Source organism: Serratia sp. CY37869 (genome assembly GCF_052168895.1).
GTDB lineage: Bacteria > Pseudomonadota > Gammaproteobacteria > Enterobacterales > Enterobacteriaceae > Serratia > Serratia ureilytica.
This window is the reverse complement of the sequence record NZ_JBJNLU010000002.1, coordinates 677,738-691,595: the sequence shown is the minus strand read 5'-3', so window position 1 is coordinate 691,595 and position 13,858 is coordinate 677,738. Positions and strand designations below refer to the sequence as shown.

At 63.1% G+C, this 13,858-nt stretch carries 12 protein-coding genes; 3 read left to right on the top strand and 9 right to left on the bottom strand.

The annotated features are described in order from the left end of the window. Nucleotides 1–68: 68 nt before the first annotated feature. The 3 genes from yeiB to ACJ8J1_RS13655 form a co-directional block, all read right to left on the bottom strand. On the bottom strand, nucleotides 69–1,241 hold the full coding sequence (yeiB, locus tag ACJ8J1_RS13665; protein WP_033642440.1) for a DUF418 domain-containing protein YeiB: 1,173 nt from the start codon (nucleotides 1,239–1,241) through the stop codon (nucleotides 69–71). A 79-nt stretch (nucleotides 1,242–1,320) separates the two neighbouring features. Further along, complete coding sequence (folE, locus tag ACJ8J1_RS13660; RefSeq protein WP_004938969.1) at nucleotides 1,321–1,986, bottom strand: GTP cyclohydrolase I FolE; 666 nt, start codon at nucleotides 1,984–1,986, stop codon at nucleotides 1,321–1,323. Between the two features lie 244 nt (nucleotides 1,987–2,230). Then, on the bottom strand, nucleotides 2,231–3,388 hold the full coding sequence (locus ACJ8J1_RS13655; RefSeq protein ID WP_033642439.1) for a YbfB/YjiJ family MFS transporter: 1,158 nt from the start codon (nucleotides 3,386–3,388) through the stop codon (nucleotides 2,231–2,233). A 105-nt stretch (nucleotides 3,389–3,493) separates the two neighbouring features. Here ACJ8J1_RS13655 and ptrR point away from each other — a divergent pair, with 105 nt between their 5' ends. The 3 genes from ptrR to fghA are packed head-to-tail and all read left to right on the top strand — an operon-like array spanning nucleotide 3,494 to nucleotide 6,426. After that, nucleotides 3,494–4,414, top strand: coding sequence for a putrescine utilization regulator PtrR (gene ptrR, locus ACJ8J1_RS13650; RefSeq protein ID WP_016928453.1), 921 nt, complete (start codon nucleotides 3,494–3,496; stop codon nucleotides 4,412–4,414). A gap of 30 nt (nucleotides 4,415–4,444) precedes the next feature. Beyond that, nucleotides 4,445–5,569 (top strand): S-(hydroxymethyl)glutathione dehydrogenase/class III alcohol dehydrogenase, encoded by a 1,125-nt coding sequence (locus ACJ8J1_RS13645; RefSeq protein ID WP_033642438.1) that lies wholly within the window; start codon nucleotides 4,445–4,447, stop codon nucleotides 5,567–5,569. 14 nt (nucleotides 5,570–5,583) lie between these two features. Next, a complete protein-coding gene (fghA, locus tag ACJ8J1_RS13640) occupies nucleotides 5,584–6,426 on the top strand; it encodes an S-formylglutathione hydrolase (RefSeq protein WP_015377214.1) in 843 nt (280 codons plus the stop codon). A 142-nt stretch (nucleotides 6,427–6,568) separates the two neighbouring features. Here the strand turns inward: fghA and gsiD are convergent, their stop codons facing one another. From gsiD to ACJ8J1_RS13610, 6 genes are all read right to left on the bottom strand, one after another. After that, nucleotides 6,569–7,477, bottom strand: coding sequence for a glutathione ABC transporter permease GsiD (gene gsiD, locus ACJ8J1_RS13635; protein WP_171403307.1), 909 nt, complete (start codon nucleotides 7,475–7,477; stop codon nucleotides 6,569–6,571). 9 nt (nucleotides 7,478–7,486) lie between these two features. Continuing rightward, the gene (gene gsiC / locus ACJ8J1_RS13630) at nucleotides 7,487–8,407 is read right to left on the bottom strand and encodes a glutathione ABC transporter permease GsiC (RefSeq protein WP_025302141.1); all 921 of its coding nucleotides are present in this window, start codon (nucleotides 8,405–8,407) and stop codon (nucleotides 7,487–7,489) included. A 52-nt stretch (nucleotides 8,408–8,459) separates the two neighbouring features. Then, complete coding sequence (gene gsiB, locus ACJ8J1_RS13625; protein ID WP_033642437.1) at nucleotides 8,460–9,995, bottom strand: glutathione ABC transporter substrate-binding protein GsiB; 1,536 nt, start codon at nucleotides 9,993–9,995, stop codon at nucleotides 8,460–8,462. A gap of 23 nt (nucleotides 9,996–10,018) precedes the next feature. Next, a complete protein-coding gene (locus ACJ8J1_RS13620; protein ID WP_033642435.1) occupies nucleotides 10,019–11,896 on the bottom strand; it encodes a dipeptide ABC transporter ATP-binding protein in 1,878 nt (625 codons plus the stop codon). Nucleotides 11,897–11,915: 19 nt separating this feature from the next. Continuing rightward, on the bottom strand, nucleotides 11,916–12,872 hold the full coding sequence (locus ACJ8J1_RS13615) for an isoaspartyl peptidase/L-asparaginase family protein (protein ID WP_033642434.1): 957 nt from the start codon (nucleotides 12,870–12,872) through the stop codon (nucleotides 11,916–11,918). Nucleotides 12,873–13,230: 358 nt separating this feature from the next. Continuing rightward, nucleotides 13,231–13,767, bottom strand: coding sequence for a DUF924 family protein (locus tag ACJ8J1_RS13610; protein ID WP_033642433.1), 537 nt, complete (start codon nucleotides 13,765–13,767; stop codon nucleotides 13,231–13,233). Nucleotides 13,768–13,858 lie beyond the last annotated feature (91 nt).

The following is a 13,858-nucleotide window of genomic DNA, read 5'->3' as shown; positions in this document are numbered from 1 at the left end:
GCGCTGCGTGAATTACGTCACAGGAAAGAAAACGTTTACATACATTTTTTTAACCTGCCGATGGGCGCTCACTTCAGCGCTTTGGATTCCGTTTCACCGGCGGCCATCTGCGTCAATTTGCGCCACAGCCATTCCATCGGCCCCTGTTCGAAGTAACGCAGCCACAGTGCGGAAAAGACCAGGTTGACCCACCAGACCAGCGGCACAAACGCCAACAGCTGCAGCCGGTCGAACTGCTCATAGAGGCCAAAGCGATAAAACAGCGTAGTGCAGATCAGCGTTTGCAACAGGTAGTTGCTCAGCGCCATGCGCCCCACCTGGCTCAGCCAGTGGGCGATGCGCAGACGCGACAGCGCGGGCCAGAAACCGTAACACAGCGCCAGGTAACCCAGCGCCTGCAGCGGCGCGCCCAGCTCGCGCGGCACCTGCAGCAGGAAACCGCTCCAGCGATACTCCCAATGCACCTGCCATTGCAGCGCCACCGCCGGCAGTTGGATCAGCACGGACAGCGGCAACAGCCACGCCGCCTGCCGCAGGTAATAGCCGGAGGAATAGCTGCCGCGCAGCCAGCCGCTGCGCATTAGCCCGGCGCCGAACAGCATCAGCCCCGCCAGCTCCCAGCCATACTGCGCGCCGATGGCCAGCAGGCTGGACGAGAGCAGATCGGCGCGGCTGCGCCAGGCTTCGAAACCGCCCTGCAGCTTCCAGAACTTCTCGTACTGCAATTCCGCCACGCCCGGCTGCCAGAAGCTGCCCGGTTCACCGTGCGAGACAAAACCGAGCAGCAGCAGCACCGCCACGCCGATCAGGTAGAGCACCACGCCGGTTTTCAGCAGCTGGAATGTGTCTTTGGCTTCGCGGATCATGCGCCAGCACACTAAGCCGATTAGCCCGTAAGCCAGCAGAATGTCGCCGTCCCACAGGAAGATGGCGTGCGCGAGGCCGAACAGCACCAGCCATGACAGCCGCGCGCGGATCCAGCTTTTGCCGCGCCGCAGCAGCATTTGCAGCCCGGCGCCGAACAGCAGCGCGAACATCGCCAGGAACTTGGCCTGGGCGAAAAGATCCAGCAGCGCCCAGGTCCAGGCGTCGCGCGATGACGGCATCCCCAGATAGGCCGGATTGAGGTAGGCGGCCTTCGGCAAGCCGAAGGCGCTGATGTTCAGCAATAAGATGCCGAGGATGGCGATGCCGCGCACGCAGTCCAGCGTAGCGATGCGCGGCAGAGGATGACTGTTCATTTTTTATCGCTGTCTTCCGCTCATGAAAAAGGCGCCCGCAGGCGCCTGTTGTCGTTTTGCGAGTCGCCCCGCAACGCCATCACCCCTGGTGATGGCGCACCGCGCGCAGGAACTCCTGGCGGGTATTTTGGCTGGACTTGAACAGCCCCCCCAACGAGGTGGTGGTGGTGGCGCTGGTCGCGTCGCGAATGCCGCGCGCTTTGACACAATAATGGACTGCATCGATCGATACCGCCACGTTATTGGTGCCGAGCAGGGTCTGCAGCGCAACCAGGATCTGCTGGGTCAGGCGCTCTTGCACCTGCGGACGCTGGGAGAAGAACTGCACAATGCGGTTGATCTTCGACAGACCGATCACCGAGTCTTTCGGGATATAGGCCACGGTGGCCTTGCCGTCGATGGTGACGAAGTGGTGTTCACAGGTGCTGGTCAGCGTGATATCGCGCACCGTCACCATCTCATCCACCTTCATTTTGTTCTCAATGACGGTGATTTTCGGGAAGTTGGCGTAGTCCAGACCGGAGAAGATCTCGTCGACATACATTTTGGCGATGCGATGCGGCGTTTCCGCCAGGCTGTCGTCAGACAGATCGAGATTCAGCAGCTGCATGATTTCGGTCATGTGCTCTTTGATGCGACGCTTGCGCGTTTCGCGATCCAGCACTTCCCCGCGCAGCGGTGTCTCCAGACCACGCTCTTCCAGTGCCGCATGCACCAGCGCGGCTTCTTTACTTAATGATGTCATGTATTTGTTCTCCTGCGGACGGAACCCGCCGGCGGCCTGATAGGGCGTGCGGCCGGCGAATTGCTTGCTCTCGTGACGGCAGAGTTTTCGTGGTGGATAACGTGAACCCGGTCAAGATTTTGCCCCCACTGTAGATGAGAGCGCGGCGATTATCCAGTGATAGTGCTTCATCCAGAGGTGAAATCTTCGCATTTAGCACAATCAGGCCGGCTGCGGGTCTCCACGCTTTTTGTATGGATTTTAATCACCGAGTCGCCGTTTTTTGCGCCAACCGCCGCGCCGGGGTATTCACCGCCAGCCCTCCGGCCACCAACAGCGCTATCACCGCCACATACAGCGCCGGTTCCAACCGATGGGCCAAGGCGGTCGACAGCGCCGACAGCATCGGCCCAACCAGCTGGCCGATCGCATAACCGGTGGTCAGCAATCCGGCCATGTAGCGCGCATGGCGCGGCGCCAGTTCACGGCCGTGCTGCAGGGCAAGCTGCACCACGCAGAGGAAACCGCCGCCGGTCAGCAACGCCCCGAGCGCCAGGCCGGCCACGCCCGGCACCACTTCGGCGCTCAGTACGCCGAGCGCCTGTACCCACAGCGTGATCGCCAACCGGGTTTGGGTAGTCAGCCGATGGCGGGTCACAATGCCGATAACGATCCCCAGCACCGCCGCGCCGCCGAACACCGGCCAGACGAACTGTGCGAACAGGCTGTCGGGAAAACGCGCCGCCGCCATCTGCGACAAGAAGGTCGCCGGCAGGATATAGCCGAAGCCGGCCAGGCTGTAGCTCCACACCAGACGCTTGAGCGCCGGCGTCAGCAGCAGCGGCTCCGGGGCCACGTCCGGGCGATGCAGCTCGCCGCTGCGCGGCAGAAAGGCGCTAATCCCCCCGACCAGCACCAGCGCCAGCCCGCCATACACCAGCCAGGCCTGCGCCGCCGTCAGCCCCAGCGCGTTGATGCCCACCGCCAGCATGCCGCTGAGGAAGATGCCGGCGCCCGGCCCGGCGAACACCGCCGCGCTCAGCGCCGGCCGGCCGTAGTGCGCCAACCGCTCGTTGGTCCAGGCCGCCACCAGCACCATCGCCCAGCCGCTGGCCCAGCCGATGACGAAGCGCAGCGCGCCGTGGGTCCATTCATCCTGCGCCAACGCCGACAGCAGCGTCAGCGCCATCGCACCCCATACGCCCAGCCACAGGCGCCGCTCGACGTGGCGCGTGGCGCGCATCGCGTCGTAGGCGCCGCACAAATAGCCCAAATAGTTGATCGCCGCCACCAGCCCGGCGCCGGTCAGGCTGAACTGGTGGTCAGCGATCATCAGCGGCACCTGAGGGGTGAAAGCGAAGCGGCCAATGCCCATCGCCACGATCAGCGCGGCAAACCCGCTCAAGGCAATACGTAAAGCCATACCGGTATCCAAAAGGTTAAAAGAAAGTTGCCAGTATCATGCCGCAGTATTAAACTCACAAAAACTGAATAATAGTTATCAAGTTCATCACGAAACGAGAATATTATGGATCTGACTCAGCTTCGCATGTTCTGCTGCGTAGCGGAAACCGGCTCGGTCGCCCGCGCCGCCGAGCAGCTGCACCGCGTGCCGTCGAATCTGACCACCCGGCTGCGCCAGCTCGAGCAGGAGCTGGGCGCCGATCTGTTTATCCGCGAAAAACAGCGCCTGCGCCTGTCGCCGATGGGCCATAACTTTCTGTGCTACGCCAATCGCATCCTGGCGCTGAGCGACGAGGCGATGAGCATCACCCATGCCGGCGAACCGGCGGGCAACTTTGCTCTCGGCTCGATGGAGAGCACCGCCGCCACCCGCCTGCCCTCGCTGCTGGCGGCTTACCACCAGCGTTTCTCGCAGGTGTCTCTGTCGCTGACTACCGGCACCTCCGGCGAAATCGCCGATCGGGTGCGCGCCGGCACGCTGGCGGCAGCGCTGGTCGACGGCCCGGTGCCCTATGACGAGCTAAACGGCTGCATCGCCTATCCTGAACATATGGTGGTGATCTCCTGTCTCGATCACGCGCCGATCCACAGCGCCAAAGACGCCAACGGCGAAACGCTGTTCGCCTTTCGCGCCAGCTGTTCCTACCGCCTGCGGCTGGAGGCCTGGTTCAAGCGCGAAGGCGCGCGGCCGGGGCAGATCATGGAGATCCAGTCCTATCACGCCATGCTGGCCTGCGTCGCCAGCGGCGCCGGGCTGGCGATGATCCCGCATTCGGTGCTCAGCCTGCTGCCGGGCCATGAGCGGGTTCGGGTTCACACCCTGCCGCCGGACGTGGCCGACACCGCCACCTGGCTGCTGTGGCGCCGCGACGCGTTCGGGCCGAACGTGCGCGCGCTGAAAGAATTGATTATTGAACAGACGGAAACCGCCGCTGTTGATGAAAGCACCCCCAACGATTTATCAGACGTTGTCGATATCGCCTGATTTAAAAAGAAAACCACTGAGGAGACTATGATGGAGATGATCAAAACCCGCGCCGCCGTTGCCTGGGGCCCGAACCAGCCGCTGAAGATCGAAGAAGTCGAGCTGATGCCACCGCAAAAAGGCGAAGTGCTGGTGCGGATCGTCGCCACCGGCGTTTGTCACACCGACGCCTACACCCTGTCCGGCAAAGATCCGGAAGGCGTGTTCCCGGCGATCCTCGGCCACGAGGGCGGCGGCGTGGTGGAAGCGGTCGGTGAAGGCGTCACCAGCGTGGCGGTCGGCGATCACGTGATCCCGCTCTACACCCCGGAGTGCGGCGAGTGCAAATTCTGTAAATCCGGCAAGACCAACCTGTGCCAGGCGATCCGCTCCACTCAGGGCAAAGGCCTGATGCCGGACGGCACCACCCGCTTCTTCAAGGACGGCAAGCCGATCTTCCACTACATGGGCACCTCCACCTTCTCCGAATACACCGTGGTGCCGGAAATTTCACTGGCGAAAATCAACAAGGAAGCGCCGCTGGAGGAAGTGTGCCTGCTGGGCTGCGGCGTCACTACCGGCATGGGCGCGGTGATGAACACCGCCAAAGTGCAACCGGGCGACACCGTGGCGATCTTCGGCCTGGGCGGCATCGGCCTGTCGGCGATCATCGGCGCGCAGATGGCCGGCGCGGGCCGCATCATCGGCATCGACATCAACACCAGCAAGTTCGATCTGGCGCGCAAGCTGGGCGCTACCGATCTGATCAACCCGAAAGACTATGACAAACCGATTCAGGAGGTGATCGTCGAGCTGACCGACGGCGGCGTCGACTTCTCCTTCGAGTGCATCGGCAACGTCAACGTGATGCGTTCCGCGCTGGAATGCTGCCACAAGGGCTGGGGGGAATCGGTGATCATCGGCGTCGCAGGCGCCGGCGAAGAGATCTCGACCCGTCCGTTCCAACTGGTCACCGGCCGCGTCTGGCGCGGTTCGGCGTTCGGCGGCGTCAAGGGCCGTTCGCAGCTGCCGGGCATCGTCGAGCGCTATCTGGACGGCGAATTCGCGCTGAACGACTTTATCACCCACACCATGGGGCTGGAGCAGATCAACGAAGCGTTCGATTTGATGCACGAAGGCAAATCGATCCGTTCCGTCATCCACTTCGACCAATAAGCCAGGAGGCAGAGATGACGTTGTCATTGGAACTTCTCGAAGAGCACCGCATGTTCGGCGGCTGGCAGCAGCGCTATCGCCACGCGGCGCAGAGCCTGAATTGCAACATGACATTCAGCATCTACCTGCCGCCGCCGCGCGATGACAACCCGCCGCCGGTGCTGTACTGGCTGTCGGGGTTGACCTGCAACGACGAGAACTTCACGTTGAAAGCCGGCGCGCAGCGCATCGCCGCCGAGCTGGGCCTGGTGCTGGTGATGCCGGACACCAGCCCACGCGGCGACGAGGTGCCGAACGACGAAGGCTACGATCTGGGCCAGGGCGCCGGGTTCTACCTGAACGCCACCCAGGCGCCGTGGGATCGCCATTTCCGCATGTACGACTACATCAGCGCCGAACTGCCGGCGCTGATCGAACAGCACTTCAGCGTCAGCGATCGTCAGTCGATCTTCGGCCACTCGATGGGCGGCCACGGCGCGCTGATGATGGCGTTTCGCAATCCGCAGCGCTTCCGCTCGGTATCGGCGTTCGCACCGATCGTTAACCCGTGCCAGGTGCCGTGGGGCCGCAAGGCGTTCACCGCCTATCTGGGCAGCGACGAAAGCCAGTGGCTGCAGTACGACAGCTGCCATCTGCTGGCCAGCGGCGCGGAGAAAATGCCGGTGCTGATCGATCAGGGCGACGACGACCAGTTCCTGGCCGACCAGCTGCAGCCGGCACGGTTGGCGGAGCTGGCGCGCCAGCGCGACTGGCCGCTGACGCTGCGCATTCAGCCGGGGTACGATCACAGCTACTTCACCATCGCCACCTTCGTGGAAGATCACCTGCGTTTCCACGCCGAGCACCTGTTCCGCTGATAAAAAAATCCGGGCGGTTTAACCGCCCGGATTTCTTCAAAAGCCATCAATCATCTTCGTGCTAACAATACAGCTTATTGAACGGATAATGGCACTGAGACGTCATTTGAGCCCGTTCAAATATGCGCCATACGTTAAAGCATCACCCCTTCAGTTTCGGATCGAGCGCGTCGCGCAATCCGTCGCCCAACAGGTTGAAGGCCAGCACGGTGATGAATATCGCCAGGCTGGGGAAGATCGCCACGTGCGGCGCGATCACCATATCGGCGCGCGCTTCGTTGAGCATCGCCCCCCACTCCGGCGTCGGCGGCTGGGCGCCCAGCCCCAAAAACGACAGGCTGGCGGCGGTGATGATCGAGGTACCGATGCGCAGGGTGAAATAGACCACGATCGAAGACAGGGTGCCCGGCAGGATGTGCCGCAGGATGATGGTCCAGTCCGAGGCGCCGATGCTGCGCGCCGACTCGATATAGGTCAGGTGCTTCAGCACCAGCGTATTGCCGCGCACCAGGCGGGCGAAGGCCGGAATGCTGAAGATCGCCACCGCGACGATCACGTTGGCCATGCCGCTGCCCATGATCGCCACCACGCCGATCGCCAGCAAAATGCCGGGAAACGCGAACAGCACGTCGCAGACGCGCATGGTGAGGCGATCCCACCAGCCCTCATAGTAGCCGGCCAGCAGCCCCAGCAGGGTGCCGATCGCCCCACCCGCCAGCACCGAGAACACCCCGGCCGCCAGCGAAATGCGCGTGCCCATCAGGATGCGGCTAAAGATATCGCGCCCGAGGGAATCTACGCCCAGCCAGTGCACCAGCGAAGGCCCCTCATTCAGCCGGTCGTAATCGAAGTAATTTTCCGCATCGAACGGCGCCAGATAAGGCGCCAGCAGCGCCGCCGCAATCAGCAGCAGCACCAACAGGCCGGCGACCAGCGCCGCCCGCTGGCGGCGAAAACGCCGCCAAAATTCGCCCCACGGCGTGCGTACCGCGTTGGGGTCGATAAGCGGCATCGCCTTCAATGCGGCGCTGCGCCGCCAATGCTTAATCATGCCGCGTCCTCATTGGTAACGAATCGCCGGGTTGATCGCCGCGTACAGCATATCCACCAGCAGGTTGATCAGGATGAACTCCAGCGAGAACAGCAGCACCTCGGCCTGGATCACCGGGTAATCGCGCATCTCCACCGAGTCCACCAGCAAGCGCCCCAGCCCCGGCCAGTTGAACACCTTCTCCACCACGATCGAACCGCCGAGCAGGAAACCGAACTGCAGCCCCATCATGGTCACCACCGGGATCATCGCGTTGCGCAGGCCGTGTTTCATCACCACCACGCTTTCCCGCACGCCCTTGGCGCGCGCGGTGCGCATGTAGTCCTCCTGCAACACCTCGACGAACGAAGCGCGGGTGAAACGCGCCATCACCGCCGCCACCGCCGCCCCCAGAGTGATAGAAGGCAGAATGTAGTGCCGCCAGCTGTCGGCGCCCACCGTCGGCAGCCACCCCAGCTCGACCGAAAACACCTGCATCAGCAGCATGCCGAGCGCAAAGGCCGGGAACGAGATCCCCGACACCGCCAGCGTCATGCCGAGGCGATCCGGCCAACGGTTACGCCACACCGCCGACACCACGCCGATCGCCAGACCGAACGCCACCGCCCACAGCATGCTGGCCACGGTCAGCCAGAAGGTCGGCATAAAGCGCGAGGCGATCTCTTCGCTCACCGGGCGCTTGGACACCATCGAGATGCCGAAGTCGCCCCGCAGCGCGTTGACGAAAAAGTGCGCGAACTGCTGCGGCAGCGGCTTATCCAGCCCCAAATCCTTGCGCACCAGCTGCACCACCGCCTCGTCGGCCTCCGGCCCCGCCGCCAGCCGCGCCGGATCGCCCGGCAGCAGGTGGACGAACAGGAACACCAGCACCGCCACGATCAGCAGCGTCGGGATCAGGCCCAGCAGTCGTTTCAGAAAATAATTGAGCATCTCATTCCTTCCCCCGCCCGCCGCCGTCGGGCCGCAGGCGGGGATGGGCGCCTTATTTCAGATCGGCGTTATCAAAGTTGAACGAGGTATCCGGCATCACGTAGAAACCGCTCAGCTGTTTGCTGTTGGCCGACAACAAACGTTCGGTCGCCAGGAAGATCCAGGGCGCGTCGGCCCAGATGCGATCCTGCGCGTCCTGATACAATTTCTGCTTCTCGGCGCGATCGGTGGTCGCCAGCGCGTCGGTCAGATCCTTGTCCACCTGCGGGTTGCTGTAGAATGCGGTGTTGAACTGCTTCGGCGGCGCCGCCTGGGTGGAGAACAGCGGCGACAGCGCCCAGTCCGCTTCCCCGGTCGAGGCCGACCAGCCGGTGTAGAACAGCCGCACGCCGGTGTCTTTCACCCCGACGCTCTCCACCTGCGCCGCGCGCTGCCCGGCATCCATCGCCGTTACCGTCACTTTCACCCCCACCTGCGCCAGCTGCTGTTGGGTGAACTGCAGCACTTTCTGCGCGGTGCTGTGGTTGTGGGACGACCACAGCGTGGTGGTGAAGCCGTTCGGGTAGCCGGCCTCTTTCAACAGCTCGCGCGCCTTGGCCGGATCGTACGGCCACGGCTTGTAGCGGGCGGCGAAATCGATGGCCGGCGGCACCGGCCCTTCCGCCGGCACCGCATAACCGGCGAACGCCACCTTGATCAGCGCGTCCTTGTTAATCGCGTAGTTCAGCGCCTGGCGCACCTTCGGGTTGTCGAACGGCTTTTGAGTGACGTTCATGCTGATGTAACGCTGCAGGATCGACGGCGCAGCCACCACGTTCAGCTTGGCGTTGCCCTCCAGCACCTTGGCCTGCTCGTAAGGGATCGGGAAGGCGAAGGTCGCCTCGCCGGTCTGCAGCATCGCCGCGCGGGTGTTGTTATCCACCACCGGGCGCCAGGTGATGCTGTCGAGCTTCGGCAGCCCCGGCTGCCAGTAGCCGTCGAACTTCTTCACCTTGACGAAATCGGTCTGGTTCCAGGTCACGAACTGATATGGCCCGGTGCCGACCGGATGGAAACCGATCTCCTTGCCGTATTGCTTCAGCGCCGCCGGGGAGATGATCGCCGCCGCCGGGTGCGCCAGATTGTTGACGAACGCCGAGAACGGCGCCTTCAGCACGATCTTCACCGTATTGGCGTCCACCGCCTCGGTTTTGTCGATCATCTTGAACAGGTTGTAGCGCTTGAGGTGGCTGTCCGGGTTGCTGGCACGATCGAGGTTGATCTTCACCGCTTCAGCGTTGAACGCGGTGCCGTCGTGGAATTTGATGCCCTGGCGCAGTTTGACGGTATAGGTCAAGCCGTCTTTGCTGACCTCATAGCTGTCCGCCAGCACGTTCACCAGCTTCATGTCCTTGTCGAAGCCGAACAGCCCCTGATAGAAAGACTTGGCCACCGCCTGCGACAGCGTGTCGTTGGCGTCGTAAGGGTCGAGAGTGGTGAAATTGGACGCCACGGCGATCACCGCGTCCTTCGCCGCCCAAACCGGGCCGGTTCCCGCCGCCAGCAGTATGGCGGCCAACAGCGCATTGCGTTTGAATGTGTGCTTCATGTCGCTTGTCTCTCCTGAGGTCTTTAAAAAGCACCGGCGATCGGGTGGCGGGCGACAAAGTGCCCGGCGCCAACCTGCACCAACGGTGCGGTAACGGGTTCATCGCCCAGTGCGCGCACCGGGCTCGGGATCTCATCGGCCGGCAGCGGCTGCCGTTTGTGGGCATGAGCGGGATCGGCCACCGGCACCGCCGCCATCAGTTTGCGGGTATAGGGGTGCTGCGGATTGTCGAATACCGCCTGCCGCGGGCCGATCTCGACAATTTGCCCGAGGTACATCACCGCCACCCGGTGGCTGATGCGCTCCACCACCGCCATATCGTGTGAAATGAACAGAAAAGCAATGCCGAACTCGCGCTGCAGATCGAGCAGCAGATTGACGATCTGCGCCTGAATCGACACGTCCAGCGCCGAGACCGCCTCGTCGGCGATCACCACTTTCGGGTTCAGCGCCAGCGCGCGCGCGATGCAGATGCGCTGGCGCTGGCCGCCGGAAAATTCGTGCGGGTAGCGGCGCGCATGCTCCGGCTGCAGACCGACGCGTTCCAGCAGCCAGGCCACCCGCCTTTCCGCCTCACGGCCGCGCATCACGTTGTGCACCAGCAGCGGCTCCATGATGGAGAAACCGACCGTCAGGCGCGGATCGAGCGAGGCGTAAGGATCTTGAAAAATGAACTGAATATCGCGCCGCAGGTGCTGCAGCGCCGGCCCCTTCAACCGATCGATTCGCCGCCCGGCGAAGGTGATGGTGCCGCTCTGGCTGTCCACCAGCTTCAGCAAAGAACGCCCGGTGGTGGACTTGCCGCAGCCGGACTCGCCCACCAGCCCCAGCGTCTCGCCGGGGTAAAGATCGAAGCTGACGTTTTCCACCGCGTGCACCCGGCGAGTGACCCGATTAAACAATCCGCCGCGCAGATCAAAACGCGTGACCAGATGCTCTACCCGCAGGATCGGCGCAGCGTCTGGCGGTACGGTATCCTGCGGCGCTTCATCGCCCCCGCCGTCCGGCAGCGGAAACTTCGCCGGCAGCGGCCGATCGGCCATCGCCCCCAGCTTCGGCACTGCCGCCAGCAGCGCCCGGGTATAGGCCTGTTGCGGCGCGGCGAACAGCTCGCGCACCCGATTTTGTTCCACCTGTTCACCACGGCGCATCACCAACACCCGATCGGCGATCTCCGCCACCACGCCCATGTCGTGAGTGATGAAGATCACCCCCATCTGCATCTCCTGTTGCAGCACGCGGATCAGCTGCAGGATCTGCGCCTGAATGGTGACGTCGAGGGCGGTGGTGGGTTCATCGGCGATCAGCAACGCCGGCTTGCAGGAGAGCGCCATGGCGATCATCACCCGCTGACGCATGCCGCCGGAAAGCTGATGCGGGTAGCGCCCCAGCACCTCTTTAGCCTCCGGAATGCGCACCAGATCGAGCATGCGCAGCGCCTCCTGGCGCGCGCTGCGGTGGTCCATGCCCTGATGCAAACGCAGCGATTCGGCGATCTGCTCGCCGACCGAAAATACCGGATTGAGCGAGGTCATCGGCTCCTGGAAGATCATCGCCATGTCGGCGCCGCGCACCGTGCGCAGCGTGTGCTGCGAGGCGCACGCCAAATCGAGCAGCGCGCCGTCGCGCCGGCGCAGCGTCATGGCGCCGCTGACGATACGCCCGCCGCCCTGCTCCACCAGCCGCATCAGCCCCAGCGAAGTGACCGATTTGCCGGAGCCGGACTCGCCGACGATCGCCAGCGTCTCGCCGCGATCGAGATCGAACGACAGGTTGCGCACCGCGTCTACGGTGCCGTCCGCTTGAGGAAAGCTGATGCTCAGATCGCGCACCGTCAGCACCCGCTGCGGCGGCAATGACGGCCCGCCGCCAGCGGCGGGTCGAAGTGAAACGTCGGTCATGCACCCTCCCGGTGAACGCTTAGCGGTAAATCCCGACGGACGGCGCATCGCCGACATAGCCAAAACCGCGGTACATCCCCTCGCTGTTGAACGGCAGCGCGATATTGCCGTGGCGATCGACGGCGATCATGCCGCCGCTGCCGCCCAGCGCCGGCAGCTTCTCCATCACCACCCGATCGCTGGCCTCTTGCAGGCTGAGCCCGCCGTATTCGATCAAGGCGGAGACGTCATAGGCCGCCACGCCGCGCATGAAGATTTCGCCGGTGCCGGTGCTGGAGACCGCCACGGTGGCGTTGTTGGCATAGCAACCGGCGCCGATGATCGGCGTGTCGCCTACCCGCCCGGCCTGCTTGTTGGTCATGCCGCCGGTGGAAGTGGCGGCGGCGAGGTTGCCCAGCGCATCCAGCGCCACCGCACCGACGGTGCCGAATTTGCGATCGGGATCGAGCGGCTCGCCGGCCTGCACCGCGCCGTCGTGATCGAGCAATACCCGCCCCTGCTCCGCCTGGGCGCGGTGCAACTGATCAAAACGTTCTTGGGTAAAGAAGAAGTCGGGAGTAACCATTTCCAGGCCGTGGGCGGCGGCAAACTTCTCGGCGCCTTCGGCGGCAAACAGCACGTGTTCGCTGTTTTCCAGCACCGCGCGCGCCGCCAGCACCGGGTTGCGGACACGGCTGACGCCGGCGACAGCGCCGGCGTCGCAGGTGCGGCCGTCCATCACACAGGCGTCCAGTTCGTGGGTGCCCTGATGGGTAAACACCGAGCCTTTGCCGGCGTTGAACAACGGGCACTCTTCGAGCAGCCGCACCGCTTCGGTCACCGCGTCCAGCGCGCTGCCACCCTGTGCCAATATCGCCTGACCGGCGGCCACGATCTCGGACAGCGCCTGAATGTACTGCCGTTCCTTTTCCGCACTCAGCGCCGCCCGGGTAATTGCGCCCGCGCCGCCATGAATGGCAATCACTGGTTTGCTCATTTGCCTGACACCCTGTGTTAATCCCGCCGTAGCACAGCGAATAAGCTGAGCGCGGTATCATTATTATTCAGTCTTTTTTCGATGCTATTTAGCCCGACTGTGGAAGTACAGCATAACGTCCACGCCCCACTTTTAGCGTAGTCCGCTTAGACCGTTTCGCACCTTGAAATATCTTATTGGAATAAAAACAGCAGGTTATAAAAAGCAGCAAACCGCTGAGAGTGCGGCTGGGATTATTGGTAATTTCGCGAGAGGAAATAGCGGTATGGGGTCATGAAATAAACGTTCACGCTGAATAATCATTATTTCGACGCCCGGCCTGCCGTTTTTTTCCCGGCCGGGCGAAGATACTCCGCGATTAAAAACCGGAACCGGGTTGCTGTAAAAAGGCCTCTTCTTCCGGCGTGCTGATGCGCCCCAATATCGCATTGCGATGCGGGTAACGGCCGAAACGATCGATGATCGCCTTATGACGCAGTTCGAATTCCAGCTGATCGCCGTTATTGAGCTCGGTATACAACACCAGCGCCTGTTGGTGAATCAGCGGCGATTCCGAATGCATGAACGGCAGATAAAGGAAGCCGCGCTGCTCGCGGCTCAGCCGTTCGCACTCGCCGCTGCGGATCGCCTCCTGCGCCATAATCAACGCCATGCCGTCGCAGGCGAACGACTGCGGCGTGCCGCGGAACAGGTTGCGGCTGAACTGATCCAGCACGATCACCTCCGCCAACCGCCCTTCGATGGTGTCGCGCCAGTGCGCCAGCTCCCCCGCCGCCGCCGCCCGCCAGATTTCGCCGAAACGGCTGTGCAGCAGACGATCGAAATCATCGTCCTTTTTGAACCACATCACCGGTTCGATCTCGTCGAACCAGAACTCGATAACCTGTTTATGCATCATGATTCTCCTCTGTTTTACGCAGTTTATACCCGATCGCCCCAGCGCCGCAGTGCGAAAGATGGCGGGCATAACCCGTTCTCCCCCCCGG